25 protein-coding genes are annotated in these 21,602 nt (G+C 36.5%); 17 read left to right on the top strand and 8 right to left on the bottom strand.

Going from position 1 to position 21,602, the window contains the following annotated elements:
* Position 1 precedes the first annotated feature (1 nt).
* Both ACSBPO_RS18125 and ACSBPO_RS18120 read left to right on the top strand, forming a co-directional pair.
* On the top strand, positions 2–856 hold the full coding sequence (locus ACSBPO_RS18125; RefSeq protein WP_442595743.1) for a hypothetical protein: 855 nt from the start codon (positions 2–4) through the stop codon (positions 854–856).
* Positions 857–946: 90 nt separating this feature from the next.
* Positions 947–1,570, top strand: a complete 624-nt coding sequence (locus tag ACSBPO_RS18120) for a nitrite reductase (RefSeq protein ID WP_442595741.1) — start codon at positions 947–949, stop codon at positions 1,568–1,570.
* A gap of 37 nt (positions 1,571–1,607) precedes the next feature.
* Here ACSBPO_RS18120 and ACSBPO_RS18115 read toward each other — a convergent pair whose 3' ends face one another.
* The 3 genes from ACSBPO_RS18115 to ACSBPO_RS18105 all read right to left on the bottom strand — a co-directional run bounded on the left by ACSBPO_RS18115 (position 1,608) and on the right by ACSBPO_RS18105 (position 3,877).
* Positions 1,608–2,354 (bottom strand): amino acid ABC transporter ATP-binding protein, encoded by a 747-nt coding sequence (locus ACSBPO_RS18115; protein ID WP_442595739.1) that lies wholly within the window; start codon positions 2,352–2,354, stop codon positions 1,608–1,610.
* A 14-nt stretch (positions 2,355–2,368) separates the two neighbouring features.
* Positions 2,369–3,028: an amino acid ABC transporter permease gene (locus tag ACSBPO_RS18110; protein ID WP_442595737.1), complete on the bottom strand. Its 660-nt coding sequence runs from the start codon at positions 3,026–3,028 to the stop codon at positions 2,369–2,371.
* 72 nt (positions 3,029–3,100) lie between these two features.
* Positions 3,101–3,877 carry an amino acid ABC transporter substrate-binding protein gene (locus tag ACSBPO_RS18105; protein WP_442595735.1) on the bottom strand — a complete coding sequence of 259 codons (777 nt, stop codon included), beginning with the start codon at positions 3,875–3,877 and terminating at the stop codon, positions 3,101–3,103.
* A 261-nt stretch (positions 3,878–4,138) separates the two neighbouring features.
* On the opposite strand from ACSBPO_RS18105, the gene ACSBPO_RS18100 reads away from it, so the two are divergent.
* From ACSBPO_RS18100 to ACSBPO_RS18090, 3 genes are all read left to right on the top strand, one after another.
* Positions 4,139–4,984: an SDR family oxidoreductase gene (locus ACSBPO_RS18100; protein WP_442595733.1), complete on the top strand. Its 846-nt coding sequence runs from the start codon at positions 4,139–4,141 to the stop codon at positions 4,982–4,984.
* Between the two features lie 76 nt (positions 4,985–5,060).
* Entirely contained in the window at positions 5,061–5,945 is an 885-nt protein-coding gene (locus tag ACSBPO_RS18095) for an alpha/beta fold hydrolase (RefSeq protein WP_442595731.1), read from the top strand.
* 389 nt (positions 5,946–6,334) lie between these two features.
* Positions 6,335–6,553 (top strand): hypothetical protein, encoded by a 219-nt coding sequence (locus ACSBPO_RS18090; protein WP_442595729.1) that lies wholly within the window; start codon positions 6,335–6,337, stop codon positions 6,551–6,553.
* 67 nt (positions 6,554–6,620) lie between these two features.
* Here the strand turns inward: ACSBPO_RS18090 and ACSBPO_RS18085 are convergent, their stop codons facing one another.
* The 3 genes from ACSBPO_RS18085 to ACSBPO_RS18075 all read right to left on the bottom strand — a co-directional run bounded on the left by ACSBPO_RS18085 (position 6,621) and on the right by ACSBPO_RS18075 (position 7,820).
* On the bottom strand, positions 6,621–7,127 hold the full coding sequence (locus tag ACSBPO_RS18085; protein WP_442595727.1) for a DoxX family membrane protein: 507 nt from the start codon (positions 7,125–7,127) through the stop codon (positions 6,621–6,623).
* A gap of 190 nt (positions 7,128–7,317) precedes the next feature.
* On the bottom strand, positions 7,318–7,617 hold the full coding sequence (locus tag ACSBPO_RS18080; protein WP_442595726.1) for a spore coat protein: 300 nt from the start codon (positions 7,615–7,617) through the stop codon (positions 7,318–7,320).
* Positions 7,614–7,820: a hypothetical protein gene (locus tag ACSBPO_RS18075; RefSeq protein WP_442595724.1), complete on the bottom strand. Its 207-nt coding sequence runs from the start codon at positions 7,818–7,820 to the stop codon at positions 7,614–7,616. Before ACSBPO_RS18075 ends, ACSBPO_RS18080 begins: the two co-directional genes overlap by 4 nt.
* 160 nt (positions 7,821–7,980) lie before the next feature.
* On the opposite strand from ACSBPO_RS18075, the gene ACSBPO_RS18070 reads away from it, so the two are divergent.
* From ACSBPO_RS18070 to ACSBPO_RS18035, 8 genes are all read left to right on the top strand, one after another.
* Positions 7,981–8,190, top strand: coding sequence for a spore coat protein (locus ACSBPO_RS18070; RefSeq protein ID WP_442595722.1), 210 nt, complete (start codon positions 7,981–7,983; stop codon positions 8,188–8,190).
* A gap of 17 nt (positions 8,191–8,207) precedes the next feature.
* Entirely contained in the window at positions 8,208–8,567 is a 360-nt protein-coding gene (locus ACSBPO_RS18065) for a spore coat protein (RefSeq protein WP_442595720.1), read from the top strand.
* Positions 8,568–8,579: 12 nt separating this feature from the next.
* Entirely contained in the window at positions 8,580–9,719 is a 1,140-nt protein-coding gene (locus tag ACSBPO_RS18060; protein ID WP_442595718.1) for a zinc-dependent alcohol dehydrogenase, read from the top strand.
* A 556-nt stretch (positions 9,720–10,275) separates the two neighbouring features.
* Positions 10,276–11,304, top strand: coding sequence for a Bug family tripartite tricarboxylate transporter substrate binding protein (locus ACSBPO_RS18055; protein ID WP_442595716.1), 1,029 nt, complete (start codon positions 10,276–10,278; stop codon positions 11,302–11,304).
* Positions 11,305–11,360: 56 nt separating this feature from the next.
* On the top strand, positions 11,361–11,813 hold the full coding sequence (locus tag ACSBPO_RS18050) for a tripartite tricarboxylate transporter TctB family protein (RefSeq protein ID WP_442595715.1): 453 nt from the start codon (positions 11,361–11,363) through the stop codon (positions 11,811–11,813).
* A 42-nt stretch (positions 11,814–11,855) separates the two neighbouring features.
* Positions 11,856–13,382, top strand: coding sequence for a tripartite tricarboxylate transporter permease (locus ACSBPO_RS18045; RefSeq protein ID WP_442595713.1), 1,527 nt, complete (start codon positions 11,856–11,858; stop codon positions 13,380–13,382).
* 50 nt (positions 13,383–13,432) lie between these two features.
* Entirely contained in the window at positions 13,433–15,064 is a 1,632-nt protein-coding gene (locus ACSBPO_RS18040) for an ATP-binding protein (protein ID WP_442595711.1), read from the top strand.
* Positions 15,048–15,758 (top strand): response regulator, encoded by a 711-nt coding sequence (locus tag ACSBPO_RS18035; protein WP_442595710.1) that lies wholly within the window; start codon positions 15,048–15,050, stop codon positions 15,756–15,758. The genes ACSBPO_RS18040 and ACSBPO_RS18035 overlap by 17 nt, the downstream gene beginning before the upstream one ends.
* A gap of 10 nt (positions 15,759–15,768) precedes the next feature.
* On the opposite strand, the gene ACSBPO_RS18030 is transcribed toward ACSBPO_RS18035, so the two are convergent.
* Positions 15,769–15,930 (bottom strand): hypothetical protein, encoded by a 162-nt coding sequence (locus ACSBPO_RS18030; RefSeq protein ID WP_442595708.1) that lies wholly within the window; start codon positions 15,928–15,930, stop codon positions 15,769–15,771.
* 97 nt (positions 15,931–16,027) lie between these two features.
* A complete protein-coding gene (locus tag ACSBPO_RS18025) occupies positions 16,028–16,546 on the bottom strand; it encodes a YfiT family bacillithiol transferase (RefSeq protein WP_442595706.1) in 519 nt (172 codons plus the stop codon).
* 204 nt (positions 16,547–16,750) lie between these two features.
* On the opposite strand from ACSBPO_RS18025, the gene ACSBPO_RS18020 reads away from it, so the two are divergent.
* The 4 genes from ACSBPO_RS18020 (at position 16,751) to ACSBPO_RS18005 (ending at position 21,568) form a co-directional block, all read left to right on the top strand.
* Positions 16,751–17,890 (top strand): metallophosphoesterase, encoded by a 1,140-nt coding sequence (locus ACSBPO_RS18020; protein ID WP_442595704.1) that lies wholly within the window; start codon positions 16,751–16,753, stop codon positions 17,888–17,890.
* Positions 17,891–18,662: 772 nt separating this feature from the next.
* Entirely contained in the window at positions 18,663–19,493 is an 831-nt protein-coding gene (locus tag ACSBPO_RS18015; protein ID WP_442595702.1) for a GNAT family N-acetyltransferase, read from the top strand.
* A gap of 1 nt (position 19,494) precedes the next feature.
* The gene (locus tag ACSBPO_RS18010) at positions 19,495–20,640 is read left to right on the top strand and encodes a M20 peptidase aminoacylase family protein (protein WP_442595700.1); all 1,146 of its coding nucleotides are present in this window, start codon (positions 19,495–19,497) and stop codon (positions 20,638–20,640) included.
* 61 nt (positions 20,641–20,701) lie between these two features.
* Positions 20,702–21,568, top strand: coding sequence for a MurR/RpiR family transcriptional regulator (locus ACSBPO_RS18005; protein ID WP_442595698.1), 867 nt, complete (start codon positions 20,702–20,704; stop codon positions 21,566–21,568).
* Positions 21,569–21,602 lie beyond the last annotated feature (34 nt).

The following is a 21,602-nucleotide window of genomic DNA, read 5'->3' as shown; positions in this document are numbered from 1 at the left end:
TATGAAAAAATGGGCAATTTCAGCAATTGTATATTTACTCGTGGTAGTAGGAGCGTATTATACGTATGCTTCCTTTTCTGGGAAACCAGAAGATGCTGGCCATGCTGCAACCGAGTCTAACCATGGCACAAATACAGAACATTCCACAGATGTAGAAGAGGTAGAAAACGAAGAAGGTCACGCTCACACAAATGAAACGGTTCCAAGCTTACAAAGTCAAGTTTTACCAATGGTTCACGAAGAAAATGGAGACTTGGTCATTACGTTAAAAAATAGCAAAGGGGAACCCGTATCTGAGGCAGACCTAGAAGTTAATCATGAAAAAAAGATGCATCTTATAGTGGTTAGTACCGATCTAAAAGAATATAAACACTTACATCCAGAGTCTAGCGAACCAGGGATTTTTAAGGTGGCTCATTCATTAACAGATGGAGAATACAGAATTTTTGTTGATATCAAACCGAAAGAACTTCCTTATGAAGTAGAGCCAATCGAATTTATTCTTGGAAGTCCACAAGAAGAACATGAACATCACGCTTTAGAACCAGATACAAACTTAGTTAAACAAATCGGTGATCACCAGGTAGAATTAAAGCCTTCATCATTAAAGGTAAATGAAGAAATTCAGTTGAAATTTGATTTGAATGGTGAAACCCCTGAACAGCATCTAGGCGCATTGGGGCATGTCGTCATCCTTGATGAAAAAGCCGAGAATTATATTCACGTCCATCCCTTACATGGAGATGAACCAATTTTTGAAACCCAATTTACAAAGCTAGGCATTTATAAAATATGGGCTGAATTCAAATTCAATGGTGAAGTTTTTGTGTTTCCGTATGTTGTAGAAATTAATTAGAAAAATATGAGACGGTATTTGTCGTGGCTGACTTATACCGTTCTTACTACATCTATTACATACAAAATTTTCGTGAGGGAGAGAAAATATATGAAATTATTTGCCGTTACACCTGGCTTTGAAGTAGGCGGCAGTATTTTTAAACCGGAACAGTTATCTGTACTAGGTAATGTTTTAGGTGATAAAGCTAGGATTGAACTGACAAATTTTCAACAACTATATGTGGAACTGGATGAAGATAGTGATGTGGAAATGGTCAAAGAAAAGTTAAAATCGGTTGGATTACAAATCTACCCGGTAGGATCTTATGTAAAAAGCCTTAAAACCTGTAGCTTTTGTCAGGGTGCAGAAGTGGAAGGACTTCCAACGGCTTTAGCTTTAAACGATGCTGTAGCAGGTCAGGAAGTTCCTGCTCCTATGCATATTGCTTATACTGGTTGTACGAATGCTTGTGGAGAACCTTTATTACAGGATATAGGCATTGTCAAGAACAAGGAAGTTTTTGATGTGTACGTTGGGGGGAATCCTAAAACATTAAAAGCTCAAGTAGGTGAACTCTTAATAGCGGGTGTACCTGAAAACAAACTGAATGATGTGGTTCAACAACTGATTAACCTATACAAGGAAAATGGAAAAAAACGAGAAAAATTCAGTAAGTTTGTTGGACGCATTACGATTGATAAAGTTAGAGAAAATGCCCAAATAGTATTATAAAATGAAAAACGATAGCTGGTATGAGCTATCGTTTTTGCTATTTATAAGCCTTATTTAAGAATGTTTTGGTCCGGTCAAATTGCGGGTTGTTAAATAGTTGCTCTGGACTTCCCGACTCTATTACTTCCCCGTTGTCCATAAACATGATTTTATTTGCTACTTCTTTAGCAAAGCCCATTTCATGTGTAACGACAATCATCGTCATATGCTCTTCTGCAAGCATTTTAATGACTTTAAGAACCTCACCTGTCAATTCAGGATCAAGAGCGGAGGTAGGTTCATCAAACAATAAAATATCAGGGTTCATCATTAATGCCCTTGCAATAGCTACTCTTTGTTTTTGACCACCTGAGAGATTAGCAGGATAAACATGACCTTTATCAGACAATCCTACTTTTTCCAACAGTTCTGTGCTTTTTTTGGAAATCGATTCAACCGATTCACCATTTATCGTTCTTGGTGCAATCTCAAGATTTTGTTTGACCGTTAGATGAGGAAAGAGATTAAAATGTTGAAATACCATTCCCATTTTGGTGGTCGTACGCTTTATTTCTTGATTAGAGGGGTATATACCATCTTTTACAAGATATTCATCTCGAATACGGATACTGCCGCTATCCACCTGTTCTAAGTGAACAAGACTTCTTAGCATGGTGCTTTTTCCTGAACCAGAAGGTCCAATTACAGCGACAACATCGTTTTTATTCACTTCAAATGTGACATTTTTCAACACATCTAAATCGCCAAACGATTTTCGTAGATTTGAAACTTGAATGATCGTCACTTTTCTCCAGTCCCTTATTCAAATTTGAATTTTCTTTCAATCCATTTAAAAAATGCGGTTAATAAGAGGGTCATCATTAAAAATATAACACCTGCTATGAAAAAAGGAATGATGGTAAAATCACGGTTTACAGCTGTCTGAGCAAAGTGTAAAAGCTCAGGTACTGCAACTGCATATAATAGTGCAGTATCTTTAATTAGTGTAATGGACTCATTAGAAACCGCTGGCAAGGCAACTCGAAACATTTGCGGAAGGATGATTTTGGTCGTTGTTTGCCATTTATTGAAGCCTAAAACCTGTGCTGCTTCATATTGACCTTTATCAATGGCTAATAATCCCCCTCTAAAAATTTCAGCAAAGTAAGCAGCATAGTTTAAAATAAAACCAATTGAAGCTGCAACAAACCTGTCCATAACCAAGTACTCTCCTATATAAGGAATCATAGGCAGCCCAAAAACAATAAATAGAAGCTGTAACAATAAAGGGGTCCCTCTCATGATGTATATATAGCTTTTAGCAAACCATGAGAGCACTCTATTGTGGCTATTGGACATTAATGTAAACACAAAACCTAACGGAATCGAAAAAACAATAGCGATGAAAAATAATAAAACGGTCATCTGTGCCCCTTCGAGCATTGGTTTTGTAATATTAATTAGATAATCTATACTCATCAACGTTTGCTCCTAAAAAAAGCTTCCCCCTTTGAAGGAGGAATTATTTTTTATTCATTTTAATCAGTTCTCTTACTTTAATACTCTATCTTCCCCGAACCATTTTTCTGAAATTTTGGCTGCTGTGCCATTTTGATTTATCTTATCTAGAGCTTTTTGTAACTCATTTAGTAATTTTTCATTGCCTTTTTTTACACCAATTCCATACTCTTCTGGAGCAAGGGATTCGTCTAAAAGCTTATAAGTATCCGCTTCTTTTGTCATATAATAGTCAGCAACAATTTGATCTATAACAACAGCATCAATTCGGCCAATTTTCAAATCACTTAAAGCTAATACATTATCCTTGAATTCTGTAACTTCTTTAATTTTTGATTTAATGTCATTGGCATTTAAAGCATCTGAAGCAGAAGATAATGATTGAACACCGACTACTTTACCCGTTAAATCATCCATCTTTGAAATTTCAGAGTCTGCTTTTGTTACAATGACTTGGGCATTTTTTAAATAAGGCTTCGTGAATAAAACCTTCTCTTTTCGTTCGTCCGTAATGGTATATCCATTCCAGATGAGGTCAATACGTCCACTGCTTAATTCAGACTCTTTAGTACTCCAGTCAATTGGTTGGAAAACAACTTCTTTTTCCATTTCTTTAGCAGCAGCCTTCGCTAAATCAATATCAAATCCAACAATCTCATTATTTTCATCTCTAAAACCCATTGGGGCAAATTTATCGTCAATACCGATAACTAGTTTATTAGAATTACCAGTAGATGAGGTGCTAGAACATCCAGCTACTAAAATAGTAAAAAAAGCAAAAATAAATGTTAGTGACAAGACCCTTTTCATGAAAAATCCTCCTAATATATCTTTATCTTGTTAAAGTGGTAACGTGCTAATATGGTAATATAATACCACGATAATAAAAAATAGTCGAGTGTAATCTTTTGGTTATTAATTAGTAGGAATAGGATGTATTTTAAAAATATTCTGAAATAAATTTTAGAGAGTCAAATAAGAGACAAACAAATATATGTAGTCACTATTAGAGGAATATGAAGCCTTTAAGTGGAAAGAAAAAAGATATCACTTTTTGAAGGAGAGAAATCATTGAATAAACCAGTTGCAATTGTTACAGGAGCTTCAAGTGGGATTGGTTGGGTGACCTGTCAAGAGTTAGCGAGAAGTGGGTTTCAAGTAAAAGCTATGGTACGTAATTTAGCAAAGGTTCCTGATTTAAAAGATTTCTTAGATAAAATAGGCTTACAAAATGATATAGAATTTTTTCCATTAGATGTGACTTCGAAAGAGTCGATTTCTCATTTCCAACAACTATTAGTAGAAGAGCTATCAAATATAGATGTTTTAGTTAATAATGCTGGCTTTGCGTCTGCAGGTTTTAGTGAAGAAATCCCGATTGAAGAATATCAAAAGCAATTTGACACGAATTTTTTTGGGCTAATTGCCGTTACTCAAGCCGTTTTACCTAAAATGCGTAAACAAGGTTATGGAAAGATTTTTAATATGAGCAGTATTAGTGGAAAAATCGGTTATCCATCACTTTCTCCTTATGTTTCGTCCAAATTTGCTGTAGAAGGTTACAGTGAGAGTTTAAGATTAGAAGTGAAACCTTTTGGAATTGATGTGGTCCTTATTGAGCCAGGTTCATTTCAAACCAATATTTGGTCTACGGGAAACCATGTCACACAAAGATCAAGAGAACAGACTTCCCCTTATTATTCCTATATGAAAAATATTGAAGGTGTAATGGAAAAGGGTCGAGAGCGTTTTGGAAATCCTGAGGATATAGCTAAGCTTATTACTAGATTAGCTTTACAAAAGGGAGTAAAGAAATTGCGTTATTGTGTAGGAAAAAGTGTTAGAACTACCATCATTCTCAAATCGATTATTCCTTGGTTTTTATGGGAGAAGCTTTTTTTTAAGAAACTTTTATAGTGTTTATAGAAAAAAATGGTAGAAATGAAGTAGGATTGGTAGAATTAGTACAAAACAATGCAAATGTGAGGTTACTATGGCCAAACAACATACCATTTACAAAAGTAAGGAAGGGAAACAGAAACTCCTTAGTTATTATGACAACTACTTGAAAACATTAGAGGTAGATTTTGAAAAAGTGTTTGTTGAAACACGATTTGGGAAAACACATGTATTAGTCACTGGTCCTAAAGAAGGTAAACCGCTTTTTATTCTTCAAGGAGGTAACTGTATTAACCCTATGACTTTATCATGGTTCTCTTCTTTATTAAAGGAATATCGAGTATATTCCCCAGATACAATAGGTCATCCGGGTTATAGTTCAGAAAAGCGCTTGTCAGCTTCAGATGATAGCTACGCCATGTGGATTGTTGATTTAATGAATCATTTTCAAGTGGAGAAGGCAGCTTTTGCTGGGCCTTCATATGGCGGAGGTATTATTTTGCGACTTGCTACTTATTTTCCAGATAGGATTTCCTGCTCTATACTTTATGCTCCTGCAGGAATCATTCTAGGTTCAAAGGTAGAAATGATAAAAAAAATACTAGTTCCATTACTCTTATATAGAGGAAGCGGATCAAATAAACATTTGCAAAACATTGCAGATTGTATGTCTGATTACACTATGAAAGACATTGATGCAGAAATCATTGGTGAGATTTTTCAAAGTACAAAATTGGAGCAGGAAATGCCGAAATTAACAACCATTCAGGAATTGCATGATTACAAGGCACCAACAATGGTGATAGGTGGAAAAAAAGATATTTTCTTTCCTGGTGAAAAGTTAATTCAAACGGCAGGTAAATTAATACCTACTCTAGCCGCATGCCATCTCTACGATATGGGACATTTTACATCTGAAGAAACATTAAAGATGATAAATGATCAAATGAAGTCCTTCCTTCAAACCTATTACAACTAAAATATAGAGAAAATAAATCCTTGGTATAGTGCCAAGGATTTATTTTTTAAATTGTTAAGGAGAGTATAAATTTTAAACTTGTGGTAACTTTAGACAAAGTTTTTCGTAATCCAGCTCCAGCGCCTAGCCCCTCGAGGTCAAATAACCTGTTTTGTAAGAAGTCAAAGTGCAGACTTCTTACAAAACAGAACATTTGCTTGTCGGGGCTGTTCGAGGCGCTTGCGCTTTTTGTTCTTTATGTAAATTCTGTGACAAAACCATCACTTTTTTGTTTTGTTTTTTCCTTTTTTAAAATATAATTAAGTTATGATAGTTCACAATTTTGTCAAAAAAACATTTATATAAATTAATAGCATGGAGAGCCTAATAAGTATTGGAGGTTGGGAAAGATGATTAGAGCAGCTGTGGCTGGGGTAGTGGGTTTTATTCTCATTTTTATTGAATCAATGATTGTGATGAAATTAAAAGGTTATTCAACGATTGAATTTGGAGGAATGGCTCCATTTGTCAATGTTTGGGCAATGAATTTCTTTTTTGTATTTGCAATCCTAACCCAATTAACTGGTTGGTACGAAAATAAAGTGGGATTTGGAAGTGCAGAAGAATAAATAAAGAACCCTTCAAGAAGTAACACGGATTGTGTCCTTCCTGAAGGGTTTTTTTATTGTTAAAAAATTAGTTTTGTCCAAGAGCTTTCTCTTTTTTGAAAGCAGTTTTGCGGATAAAAGGAATGACCCAATAATCTAAACCATATTTACCAGCATTGAATCCAGCAAATAGGATAATAGAACCGATGAATAGGTCTGTTGGAATATGAGAAACTGTTCCTGCCATGAAGAAAGAGAAGTTCATGACTAGTCCGAAAAACATGGCAGCTGTTGTTAAGCAGCCGAGAATTAAACCTAAACCAACTAGAAATTCACCTAGAGGTACAATCGTATTAAATAAGTCCACGTTAGGAATCGCAAAGCTTTTTAAGAAAGATACATACCATCCATAAACCAAACTTCCATCTGGGCCTTTTACAGGATTAGCAGCAGCGTTTGCTAAGTATCCGGAAGCATCAAATCCGCCTGATAGTTTATGAAACCCAGCTGTTAACCATGAATAACCAAGGTATAAACGCATTAAAGTTAAAATTCCTGCAGCAACCGTATTTTCCCTTAACCATTTTACGACCATTTGAAACACTCCTTTTTATTAGAAAATTCATATTAGTGAGTACACTCAAAATATATCAAACTTAACAGAAAAAAAGAGGTATTAAATGACTAATTCACTAATCTGTAAAAACATTTTGTACAAATTATGAATGAGTAGTTGAACCGAAACAAAAATAAACAGAGGAAGAAGCCTAAGCTCCTTCCTCTGTTTATTTTTGTGCTAAATCGGATGCCGTTTGTGCAGCTGTCAAATCAACTTGTAATTGTTCAGCAAGGCTATGCGGATGGTAATAGCCCTTATCAATCATAAAGTTAGAAACTGCTTCATGTGTTTCAATAGCTGCTCTTAGTTGTTCTCTTAATGCCGCTCTTACCTCTGGTGTGGCAACCTCTGTTAAAGCAAAAGCATAGTTTCTTACTCCACTTTTAGCAGAAATCAATAAATCTGTTGCTATTACTTGCTCTGTCATGCCACCCATGCCCATTATATTTTGCAGAAATTGGTTCATATTATATCCTCCCGCTTCGTTAAAAATTTCTGCAATTGAGAAATATGCTCTGAACCTGATTGAGCATCATTGGCAAGAAGGTTTTTTAATGTTTCATCTTGTACTAACGCACTCATGGTAGCTGCTTTTGTTACACATAAATTCTTAAAAGTTAATAATTCATGTAGTTCAAGTGCTTCGTGAATTCCTAGATATTTTGTCATAATGGGCCACTCCTTCAAACGTTTCATTACTTTATATTTTGATAAAAATGTTGGTTTATTCATGAATATGTTTGTTCTTGGGGTATTCGTTTATTTTTACATAAAGAAATTGGATTATGGAAAAATAATGTTGGTGAACCTACAGGAGGTGAAATGTCCTATGGATAAAGAGACATTAGCATTACATGAAACAATGGATACACATGAGATTTTGAACTTTAAGACCGTGTGTTTATTACGTTCCAAATTGATGCAAGGAATTTGTTTTGATAACGATCTTAAGGCTCTGATGGAAAAGGATGTTCAACAAGGAATTAAAGATATAAATGAGTTGCTGCGTTTTTATAAAAAGCCCCCAACCACCCAATAAAGGAGTTGAAAATAAAAATGGAAGATTATTTGGACCCGCGTAATGCTGAAGGGATGCCTAACCTCGCGGACTCGTCTTTTGCAATGGATTTTTTATTAAGTGTGAAAAATGGAATAAGAAATTATTCTGTTGCCATTACGGAAACAGCCAATACAGATTTAAGAAGTGTATTAATCAAGCAAATGGAAGCAGCCCTTGATTTACATGCAGAAATTTCAGATTTAATGATAAGTAAAGGATGGCTTCATCCATACGATATAAATGAACAATATCCCCTTGATATAAAAGCCGCTGAAACAGCCGTTCAAATTGCCCAGCTAAAGCTGTTTCCAAACGACACAGATAGACTTGGGATGTTTGCAACACCAAATAAATAAGGGGGAGAAAGAATGAAAGCAGTCACCTATCAAGGAATAAAAAATGTGCAAGTCAAGGAAGTAAAAGACCCAACTATCAAAAATGCTGACGATATTATTGTCAAAGTGACCACCTCGGCAATTTGCGGCTCCGATTTACACTTACTTCATGCTATGATTCCTAATCTTCCTACTGACTATGTTATAGGGCATGAACCAATGGGAATAGTAGAAGAAGTTGGCCCAGAAGTAACAAAGCTTAAAAAAGGCGATCGAGTGATAATCCCGTTTAATGTAAGCTGCGGTCATTGCTGGTATTGTACCCATGATCTAACAAGTCAATGTGATAACTCCAATCCTCATGGAGAAATGGGTGGATTTTTTGGTTATTCTGAAACAACTGGAGGTTATGCGGGGGGACAAGCTGAATATATGCGTGTTCCTTTTGGTAACTTTACACCATTTAAAATTCCTGAGAACTCAGAAGTGGACGATGAGAAGTTGGTATTACTTGCAGATGTTACAGGCACGGCCTACTGGAGTGTAGATAATGCTGGGGTAAAACCAGGTGATACCGTCATCGTGCTTGGATGTGGTCCAGTAGGCTTAACCGCCCAAAAATTTGCCTGGTATAACGGGGCAAAAAGAGTCATTGCCGTAGACTATTTAGATTACCGTTTAGAGCATGCTAAAAAAACAAATAAAGTAGAAATTGTTAATTTCGAAAAGCATGAAAACACTGGAGAGTATCTGAAGGAAATCACACAAGGTGGAGCAGATATTGTCATAGATGCTGTTGGTATGGATGGAAAAATGACACCTTTAGAATTTTTAGCAACAGGAATGAAACTCCATGGCGGAACGATTAGTGGTTTAGTGATTGCTTCTCAAGCTGTCCGTAAAGGCGGTACGATTCAAGTTACAGGCGTATATGGAGGCAGATATAATGCCTTTCCTCTAGGTGACTTATTTGAACGAAATATTAATTTGAAAATGGGCCAAGCTCCTGTGATACCTTACATGCCATTCCTTTATGACCTAATAGCAAAAGGAGAGGTGGACCCTAGTGATATCGTCACTCACGTACTTCCACTAGATCAAGCAAAGCATGGTTACGAGGTTTTTGACACAAGAACAGATGGTTGCATTAAAGTTGTGTTAAAACCACATTGATGGAAATACCTTATGATGGACATTTTTAGTGCGAGCAAGAAGGGTTTTGTCCATCATCGCTATAATGATGGACATTTTTTAATGAGAGTATGAAGGATTTTGTCCATCATCGCTATTATGACGGACATTTTTAATGAGAGTATGAAGGATTTTGTCCATCATCGCTATAATGATGGACATTTTTAGTGAGAGGATAAAGGGTTTTGTCCATCATCGCTATAATGATGGACATTTTTACTGCGAGCAAAGAAGGGTTTTGTCCATCATTGCTATTATGACGGACAATTTTAATGCGAGCATGAAGAGTTTTGTCCATCATCAACCTTATAATTAATTGTAATTAGTCATATTAATGTTTACTCACTTTTTAAAGATAAGATATAAAATGACTCTTGCGTAGCAAGGGTTTTTTTGTGTTTCATTTCACATGTGAACTTTATGAACAAAAAGGTATTTAAGTTTTTTATGCTCTTTAGGTTTATAAACTATGAAAATTTTAAAATTTCTATAAAATTAAGAAAACGCTTACAGAAGGCGCTTACAAAGGGGGATTTACATGTTTTCTTTTAAAAAAATGACGGCTGTTCTAGCCGCAGGTGCTTTAGCATTAAGCTTAGGAGCTTGTAGTAGTGGTCAAACGTCTAGTGATGGTAAAAAGGAAGAAGGTAAGGGGTATCCACAAAAAGCCATCTCGATTATCGCTCCATCTGGTGCTGGTGGTGGATGGGATTTAACGGCACGATCTCTTACAAAAGTATTAAGTGAAACAAAGTTAGTGGAACAACCATTGACAGTCGAAAACAAGCCAGGTGGTGGCGGAGCTGTATTCATGGCTGAGTATGCGACACAACATGTAGAAAATAATGAAATGTTATTTGTAAGTTCACCGCCAATTATCATTAACAACCTGAAAAAAGAAGGAAATAGCCCTTACGGTTATAAAAATACAACTCCATTAGCGCAGCTTACAAAGGATTTTGGAGCTATTGTAGTAAAAGCTGATTCTAAATTTACAGATTTAAAATCAGTATTAGAAGAAGTTAAAAAGGATCCTACTAAGCTAACATTTGCTGGTGGTTCTGCACCGGGCTCAATGGATCATTTGATTTCTATCCTACCAGCCTATAAATACGGAGTAGATCCTACAAAAGTTAAATATGTTTCCTATGATGGTGGGGGAGAAGCGATTACAGCTCTTCTTGGCGGAAATGCAGATGTTATTGGAACAGATGTATCCAGTGTAAAAGAGTTTTTAAAAGCTGGTAAGGTAAGAGTATTAGCCGTTACATCTTCTGATCGTTTAGGTGGAGACTTTGCTGATGTTCCTACTGCGATTGAACAAGGTGTAGACGCTGAATTTACCATTTGGCGCGGTTTATTTGGTCCAGAAAAAATGTCTAAAGATGCAAAAGATTTCTGGGTGAAAACACTTGATAAACTAGTGGCATCACCTGAATGGCAAAAAGAAGTAGAAACACAAGGATGGGAAATGGAATACAAAAATAGTGATGATTTCAAGAAATTCTTAGAAGACCAAGAAACTCAAGTAACTCAATTACTTGAAGCTTTGGGAATGCAGAAGTAATAGAGGCGGGAAGGAGTTTTCTCTCCTTCCCGATTATTTTTAAGGGGGATGAACTGATGAGTGTTAGATTTGACCGAATAGCAGCTGTGATGTTTCTTGCTGTTGGGGTTCTTTTCATCATGGGAAGCAGCCATATTTCAAGCTCATCCTATGGAAGTCAAGTGGGACCCAATATTTTTCCGCTATTTCTTGGGATTATTCTTTCCATATTAAGCGTGCGATTGTTTTATGAAACTTTTCAAAAGGGAAAACAGGAAGGGGAAAAGGAAAAGTTACAATATAAGCCTTTTCTCATTATTTTTATTGCTACTCTCCTTTATATTTTAACGCTCGAAACGATTGGCTATGTCATAACCACTTTCGTCTTTTTATTTGTTTGCTTTCAAACGATGGAACGTTCAAAATGGTTAACCTCTCTAGTCATATCAGCTTGTTTTTCTGGCTTAGTCTATTATTTATATGTTTACCTTTTAAAAGGAACGCTAACAGGCTGGCCAATTTGGTTTTAGGACGCAAGAGTATGAAAGTAACTTCTAGGAAGGGGGATAGTCATGGGCACAATTGATTATTTATTACATGGATTTGGAACTGCACTAATTTGGTATAACTTATTATTTGCTTTTGTGGGGGTACTTATCGGAACAGCGGTTGGCGTTTTGCCTGGAATTGGCCCGATGAGTGGGGTAGCATTATTGATCCCAGTCACGGCATCATTAACGGGAGGTCTTCCTCCAGAGCAGGCTGCGACAAGTGCAATCATTTTGTTAGCGGGAGTTTATTATGGAGCTATGTATGGTGGGTCAACCACTTCTATTCTTTTAAATACACCAGGAGAATCATCCTCCGTAGTAACCACTTTAGATGGCTATCAGATGGCTAAAAACGGGAGAGCAGGAAGTGCTCTGTCAATAGCGGCTATTGGTTCTTTTGTTGCAGGAATCGTGACGCTCATCGCGTTAATTTTATTAGCCAAACCGCTTTCAGACGTAGCTTTAAAATTTGGTCCAGCGGAATATTTTTCACTTATGCTGTTAGGACTTGCTGCGGTGAGTGGATTAGCTGGAAAATCGGTTACAAAAGCGTTAATTATGACTGTGTTAGGGTTATTGCTGGCTACCATTGGAATTGACAATGTTTCGGGGATTGCACGTTTTACATTTGATATTCCATGGCTTTATCAAGGGATCGAATTTTTAACGATTGCCGTCGGATTATTCGCACTTGGAGAAGTGTTTAAAACGATTTTAGAAAAAGATGAAGAAAACACAGAAGTAGCTAGAATTAATAACTTATACCCTTCTAAAAAAGAATTAAAGGAATCTGCTGGACCTATAGCTCGAGGGTCTATTCTTGGATTTTTTGTTGGGATTTTGCCTGGGGCAGGAGCAACTTTAGCTTCTTTCTTCTCTTACATTCTTGAGAAAAAGATTTCTAAAAATCCTTCCAAATTTGGTACAGGTGCCATTGAGGGAGTTGCAGCACCTGAATCTGCTAATAATGCAGCCTCGGGAGGAGCCATGATTCCACTATTAACTTTAGGAATTCCGGGGTCTGGTACGACTGCGATTTTAATGGGTGCTCTTATGATGTACAATGTTCAGCCTGGTCCATTATTGTTTGAAGATCATCCACAAGTGGCATGGGGTTTGATTGCTAGTATGTTTATTGGAAATCTCATGTTATTAGTTTTAAACCTTCCGCTTGTCAAAGTATTTGCCAAAATTATCAGTACACCGAAGAAATATTTAATTCCTATTATTATCGCTATCTCAATTTTTGGTGTTTATGCGGTACAAGTGTCCACAAATGATTTGCTACTCTTACTTGGATGCGGATTAGTAGGCTATTTCTTTAGTAAATATGATTATCCAATTGCTCCACTTGTTTTAGGACTTGTATTAGGGCCGATGATTGAAAATAACCTTCGCAGGGCACTAACTATTTCCAACGGCGATTATAGTGTATTTTTAACTCGTCCTATATCTCTAGTTTTTTTACTGATTACTGTTTTATGGTTACTAGTTCCAATACTGTTAAAATCTAAGGGTAAGCAAGTTGTCATTAATGTCGAAGGTTAAAATTCTGACTTTTTAGAAGAAACTCCTTTTTTTAAGGAGTTTTTTTTTATATGATGGGAGTAGAGGTGTTTGTCCGAATGCGCTTACATACAAAGTTAATGCTGGGTATAGTTGTCTTGATTATTTTTATGGGTATTATTTTCGAATTCACCTTTAAAAATATTTTGGAAACGAATCTAAAATATGAAAAAGGAACAAAGGCCTTAGCAGTTGCACAAAGTATATCCAACATGCCTTCGATTATAGATGCTTTTTATACAGAAGATCCCGCGGCAATCATTCAACCTATTGCGGAAAAAATTCGTAAACAGGTGGGTGCCGAGTTTATTGTTATTGGTAATCGAGATGAAGTCAGATATTCACATCCTAATCCCAAAAGACTAGGGCAAAAAATGGTCGGAGGGGATAATGGACGTGCTTTTAAAGGGGAAGCTGTTATTTCAGAATCAACCGGGACATTGGGACCTTCTCTTCGAGGCAAGGCTCCGATTTTTCATGATGGAAAAGTAATTGGGGTTGTCTCAGTTGGATATCTTCAAACGGATATTGAAAAAGAAGTATCAAAGATTCAGAGGAAAATATTTATTACAACGTTGTTTATCTTGTTAGGAGGTTTGATTGCTGCCCTCTTAATCTCCTTAAATATTAAAAGAGCCATTTTTGGGCTCGAACCAAAAGAAATCGCCTGGATGTATCAAGAAAAACATGCCATATTAGAATCGATTCATGAAGGGATTATTGCGATTGATACAGAAGGTAGAATAACAGTGGTTAATGAAACCGCCCATAAGATTCTCAAGGTTCCAAACAGTATTTTACTTCGAGGCAAAAGAATTGAAGAAGTGATTGAAAATACTCAACTTTTAAATGTCGTAAATACAGGAAAAGCAGAGTACGATCGTGAATTTATGATAAATGGAGATATTTTCTTGACCAATCGGATTCCCATTTTAAATAACCGTGGGGAAGTTATTGGAGCAGTAGCCAGTTTGCGAAATAAATCTGAGCTATCTAATCTTCTTCAGGAACTTTCACATGTAAAATCTTATGCGGAAGGGTTGCGTGCCCAAACACACGAATACTCGAACCGTCTTTATACCCTTCTTGGTTTAATTCAGTTAGGTTCATATAAGGAAGCAATCGATTTTATTTCTAAAGAAGTAGACGTAGCACAAGGTTTTATTCAATTTTTGATGCGGGAAATTCCTGATCCTATTATTGCTGGATTTATTTTAGGAAAGGTTAGTTTAGCAAGTGAGTTAAAAATTGATTTTATTGTCGACCGAGATAGTAGTTTTAAGGATGTTCCCGAATCTATTAGTAGAGATCGATTAGTCACGATTATTGGCAATCTCGTAAATAATGCTTTTGAAGCCGTAAGGGAAAACGGTAAAGAGGAGAAAAGAGTTACCTTATTTTTAACAGACCTTGGAAAAGAACTGATTATTGAAGTTGAAGATAATGGAAAAGGAATCGATTCTGGAAATACGAATCTTATTTATCAATCTGGTTTTACAACTAAAACGAGTACGAACAACGCTGGGATTGGGCTAAGTTTAGTTCAGGAAGCAATTTGCGACTTTGCTGGAACCGTTACTTTTTCATCTACAGTAGGTGAAGGAACTATTTTTACAGTTGCGATACCAAAAAGCAAGGGGGGCATGAATGATGGACAACCGTAATATCGAAGTCTTAATTGTTGAAGATGATTTACGGGTTGCTGAGATACAGAAACGATTTATTGAACAACTATCTGGGTTTCAAACCATAGGAATAGCAACTAATTATGTGGAAGCAAAAAGTTATCTGGAGATTCTTCAACCAGACCTTATTTTATTGGATGTGTATTTTCCAGATATGAACGGACTTGATTTGCTAAAAGAAACGAAACAACAAAGTAAACAAATGGATGTTATTATGGTTACGGCCACCAAAGAAATACATAAAGTACAAGAAGCAGTGACACTAGGTGTTTTTGATTACATTATTAAACCGGTCGTCTTCGAAAGATTTAAACAATCGTTAATTCGTTATAAGGAATATCGAACAAAGTTAGAAGAATTGTCAAAAGAAAATATTCATGTGACCCAGCAACAAGTAGATCGATTGTTAAGTAAAGATATGAGCGAAGCAACGAATGAAAAGACGTATTTGCCGAAAGGAATTGATCCCCTTACCCTTGTGAAGGTATTAGACGTGTTAGGCAAAGTCGAATCAGGATTAACAGCCGAGTTTGTGGCGAACGAAATTGGAGTAAGCAGAACTACGGCAAGGCGATATTTAGAGCATTTAATTTCGGAAGAAAAAATTGAAGCAGATTTAGCATATGGAACTGTTGGACGCCCTGAAAGAGTATACTTGGTGGTGAAAGGGTAAATTTGTTACATTATTTACTTTCTTCATTGTAATGTTCATTTAAATAAGGATTCTCAGTAGTTGCATAATTCACCGATAAAAGACTTGTTTCAGGATCAAGGCCGTATAGTCCTTTTAAATCCTTATCAACATTTTCTCCACTTTGAAATTGAGGTTCCTTCTCTTTACTCACATGATCACCATCCTTTTTTAGGTAGCATTTCCTATATTGAATCTTTTTACTACAAAAGATTTAAACCCTCTTACTGTGTAAGAGGGTTTTTGAAATTTTACCAGTTATTTCGTTCCCTTAATGAAGTAATGTGTGCGATATGGTGTCGTCCATGCCAGGCGTATAGTCCTATATTTAGGCCTAATGGAATTACACCTGATTCTGGATGGATATATGTTTTTTCTAAATCATTTGGAGAAAGGCTTCTTAATAAATAGACCCATCTTTTATGGAGATGTTCCAATAAAGAAAGGGATACTTCAATAGGGAGCTCTGAATCGGAAAGCTCTGCCCATTTATCCTCTTTATATGGCTTAATGACAGGCTGTTCCTCAGTAAGAGCTAATTTAAAGCGGCAATAACTATTGATATGACTATCAACGATATGATGGACTACTTGGCGTACTGTCCATCCACCTTCTCGATAAGGTGTATCTAATTGATTTTCCTCTAAGCCTTTTACGGCTTCCCTTAAAGAAAATGGTGCACGCTCGATTTCATTGATCCACGCGGTTATAACATCTTGTGAAACTTCACCTTCATGCTTAAAAGTGCCAACAGGATATCTTAAATCCATATTCCTTCCCCCTATTAAAAATTTCTATCTATTTCCATTTTAAGAACCTTTTTTAAAATAGGCAACGTTTCAATTTGTACTTAGTAGCAGCGCGTTTCTATTCCAAATTCCATACCTATAAATTAATCCCATTTACCCGTTTATTTTTCTGATAAAAACAGAGACTAAAATAACCAACAGAATAGGAAAAATTGAGGTGATGGGGTGAGTACAGGAAAAAAGGTAATCCTAATAATTTTGCTTACAACAATCTCCTTTTTGGTCATCAGTAACGATTCGCAGGCACAAGATAAGTTGGAACCAACTATCACAGTTAGAATATTAGAAACCACCGATTTACACGCAAATATGCTCGCATATGATTACAAAAATAGAAAGGGAACCGTAGAATTTGGGCTAGCTAGAACGGCTTCACTTATTAAGGATGCTAGAAGAGAACAGCCTAATACTCTTTTATTTGATGTTGGGGATGCATTAGTCGGTAATGCTCTAGGGGAATATGTGTCAAAAAGTCCTATGATGATCATGGATACCCACCCTGTTTATTCAGTCATGAATACCTTACATTATGATGCAGCAACGTTAGGTAACCATGAATTTAATTATGGGTTAAATTTTTTGATAAGAAGTTTAAGGGGAGCAGACTTCCCTTATGTAAATGCTAATATTTATGTTGATGATCACAATAAATATGATGCTGATGATCTAAATTATTTTAACCCCTACACCATAGTTGAAAAGGAATTCCTTGATTCTACTGGGAAGAAGCATCAAATTAAGGTGGGAGTAATAGGGTTTATTACACCTATTGCCGCCGAATGGGACAAAGAAGCTTTTTATGGAAAATTAAAAATAAAAAATATTAAAGAGACGGCTGAATATTTCGTTCCTATTATGAAGAGTAAAGGAGCAGATATCATTGTGGCTTTAGCCCATACTGGAATGGAATCAGATATGGGTCTAAAACAGAAGAAGGGCAATTCAGTATACGCTCTAAGTAAAGTTAAGGGAATTGATGCCATACTCTATGGACACACCCATTCTTTATTTCCGTCAAAGGACCGATTCACAAATAAAGAAGGAATGAATCTAGAAGCGGGAACAATTCATGGTACTGCAACGGTTCAAGCTGGATACTGGGGCAACCATCTAGGAATCATTGATTTAAAACTTGTTCGAGAAAATAAGGGGTGGGATGTTGTTAACAGTCATTCCTACGTTAAGTCGATTTTTCGGACAGTGAATGATAAGAAAATCCCAGTTGTTCCATCCGATCGTTTGATTGAAAAAATGATGGAGGGCTACCATCGAGAAGTGTTGGGTTATATGAAAAGAAAAAATTAGTACAAAAAAGACATTTTCCATTTGGAAAGTGTCTTTTACTGTATAAATGGATTACCTTTCTTTATATTGTAAACGTGTACTAAAAACTAGGGTAAGTAGCGAGTCAGAAGCATAGGGACAAGCAAAAGGCAATCACTTCGGATAATGCCTTTTGTCTTACATACATAACAATTTTGAAATTTTGGATAAGAGCTTTTAGATAAAGGCTATGTATTAGATTAGTGTTGATTTTTATTTATAGGACACACAATCCGTTATTTCCCTAAAATAGGCGGTCTTTACTGATTTAGCGGACTCAGATGCCGTTAATCACTCTATTTCATCAGCAAAAGGCATATTTTTATGAAATAACGGAACTCTAGTCCGATAATCCTCTAAAAACAATCATTTTCGTAAAATAACGGAACGTGTGTCCGATAAAATGGTATGTTATCGGACTGATGAGGATTCGTTTTAAAAACACTACTATTTTAGACATTTGTCTTAAATCAACGAGATATTTAACTTAGCCTAGATAAAAAGTTATTAAAGCGTATATTCTTGCGTCCTCTTTAGTGGATAAAGAATTGTTTTAATTATTAATTTAAAAATTATGAATTTTAAAAATATTTTGTATTGTTATTGGAAATAAATACATATATAATATAAAAAAAGCATAGACTTCAGAAAGAGCAAAAATATAAAGCATAGACTTCAAATTTAATATTATTATCTTTTTCTTCATAAGAATCCCTTTAATTTAAACAAATAGAAGTGAAATGGGGGAGAAAATATGAGTTTTCAACATACCATTACCTATAAAAAAATAGAAGATTTAAAGGATATTGAACAAGTCGTCAAGCTCCAAGCTGAAGTCTGGGGTACGGATGTTGTTTCTCCACTGCCACAACTAGTAGCTTCTATTCATCATGGTGGGGTTGTGATTGGTGCCTTTTCTGATAACCAGTTAGTCGGTTTTTGCTATGGATTTGCTGGATTTAAGGATAAAGAGGTTTATTTAATCTCTCATATGGCTGGAATATTGCAAGACTATCAGAATGCTGGCATTGGTTATCAGCTTAAAATTCAGCAGAGAGCATGGGCCATTGATTACGGGTACAAAAAAATGGTTTGGACCTTTGATCCACTAGAAATAAGAAATGGTTATTTTAATGTTTGTAAGCTAGGTGCTTTTTCGAAGCACTATATTCCCTCATATTACGGTTTGATGAACGACAAATTGAATAAAGGAATTCCTTCGGACCGCTTGTTAATCGAATGGGATCTTTGTTCAAAGCGTGTGGAAGCTGCCATTAATGGCACTTTCAAAACTGGACCTAAAGTAAACTACGAATCTCTTCTCAGTATAGATCCATCCAATAATTATCCTACACCATTATCACAAGAGTTACAGCTCAACGAAAATCATAACGGATACCTTGTTCCCGTTCCTTCCAATATACAATTCATCAAGAAGCAAAACCTGGATGTAGGTCATAAATGGAGATATGCCGTCCGACATGCGTTAAGTGAGGCATTTTCAAAAGGCTATATGATTACAGGAGTTCATAGAGAACTAGATTCAAAGATTCATTTTTACGTACTAGAGAAAGTAGGAGGATGAAATGATAAACAAAATAAACAGTTGGGTTACCGAGCATGAAGAAACGATAAAATCCACTTATCATCATTTACATACAAACCCTGAAGTGAGCTGGAAGGAAGTTGAGACAACAAAATATCTGTGCTCGAAGCTAGAAGAACTCGACATTCCTTATGAAACTTTTGAACACCATACCGGGGTGGTAGGGTACTGGGGAAATAAAGAGGCTGGACCAGTTGTCGGAATCAGAGCAGATATGGATGCATTATGGCAGCTAGTAGATGGGAAATGGCAGGCTAACCACTCGTGTGGCCACGATGGACATATGACAACGGTTCTTCATGTGATTACGTGTCTAAAGGAAATTGGCTATCAGCCGAAGGGCTTAATCAAAATCATTTTCCAGCCTGCTGAGGAGTCTGGGCAAGGTGCAAATGCCATCATCGAAACAGGTGTCATAGCGGATCTCGATTACTTACTAGGACTTCATGTTCGACCCATTCAAGAAATGCCATTTGGAGTGGCGTCACCGGCTATCTATCACGGTGCAACGACTTTACTTAAGGGGGAAGTAAAAGGTGTTCAGGCTCATGGATCTAGGCCAAATCTTGGCATAAATGTTGTGGATTCGCTAGGGGCCATTATTCAAGCCGTTAATTCTATCAAAATGGATCCAACGATTTCAGCATCTGTAAAAATCACCATGGTTAGAGCGGGTGGAGACAATCTCAATATCATTCCAGATTTTGCAGAGTTTGGGATTGATGTAAGGGCAGAACGTAATGAAGTGATGGCGAAATTGCTTGAAGACATTTCACATGCAGCAATCACCGCTGGTTCATTCAATTTTGCAGAGGTGAAGCTTGAACCGCAAGCCTCGATGGTGGCAGCTGAAGCTAGCCCAGAGCTAGAGGAAATTGTCAAAGAGGCGATTGTCGAAGCACTGGGAGAGAATGGATTTGTTACAGCCCCTGTGACACCAGGAGGAGAGGATTTCCATTTTTATAAAAATACCTATCCAAACCTGCAAGCAACGATGGTTGGCCTTGGAACCGGATTATCACCAGGCTTACACCATCCTAATATGAGTTTTAACCTTGATGCACTGTTAAACGGTGTCAAAATCTTGAGCATAGCGCTAGTGAAGTTGTTGGAGTATAAGGCTTAGTCTATTCGAAGTTCTCTAACGATTCCCCACTTAAGCAGGTAAGAAGAAAGGGTTCACGTATATGGAAAAATACACAGAAAATATTAGAAAAAACTACAACAACATGACCAAAAGGCAAAAAATGATCGCCAAGTATTTAATGGATTTTCCAAAGGAAGTGGCGTTTCAAACAGCAAAACAAATCGGGCAAGCGTGTGGAGCGAGTGAGACCACCGTCATCCGGTTATGCTACATTCTTGGATATTCAGGATTCAGTGAGCTGCAAAGAGAGATTCAAACGAGTTTACTAGAAGACACTTCTAGTACAACGAACCCCATCGATAATTTTCGAGAGATTTCCAATACATTAAAAAATGCAAACTTAATTCAACATGTGATGGAACAAGATGGCGCTTATGTGAAAGCCACTTTAGAGGATATTGATGCCAATCAATATCAAAAAGCCATTGAAAAACTGATTGAAGCAGACAACCGAATTGTACTTGGTTTCCGTTCTTCTTATGGTCCAGCAAGCTGGCTTATGTTTGCTCTGAATATCGTCATAGGAAATACAATTCAATACCATGGTGAAATAGAGGATGCCAATTATTTATTATCCAAGGTAAATGAAAACACTGTGATGGTGGCCATCTCCTTCCCAAGATATGTTCAAGAAACCCTTTCATTTGTAAAGGCGGCAAAGAAAAAAGGGGCATGTATTATTGCCATCACAGATGATCGACTATCTCCAATTGGTCAGTATGCTGACTTTTTATTTAGAGTCATTGCACCAGCACCCATCCCATTAAAAGGTATAACATCCACGTTTTCACTCTTAAATTTGCTCGTAACTAGTATTGCCGCATCAGATAACCCCAAAGTACAAAACCATATGGTTGGATACGGCCAAAATAGTAGTGAATTTTATCCATTTACCCAAAGAGAATAAGGTCGTGTAAGTCAATCTTAGTAAGGAGAGAAGA

Source organism: Neobacillus sp. D3-1R (genome assembly GCF_052180215.1).
In the GTDB taxonomy this organism is placed as follows: Bacteria; Bacillota; Bacilli; order Bacillales; family Cytobacillaceae; genus Pseudoneobacillus.
Note: the sequence above shows the minus strand (reverse complement) of the source record. Positions and strands in the feature narration are given on the sequence as shown.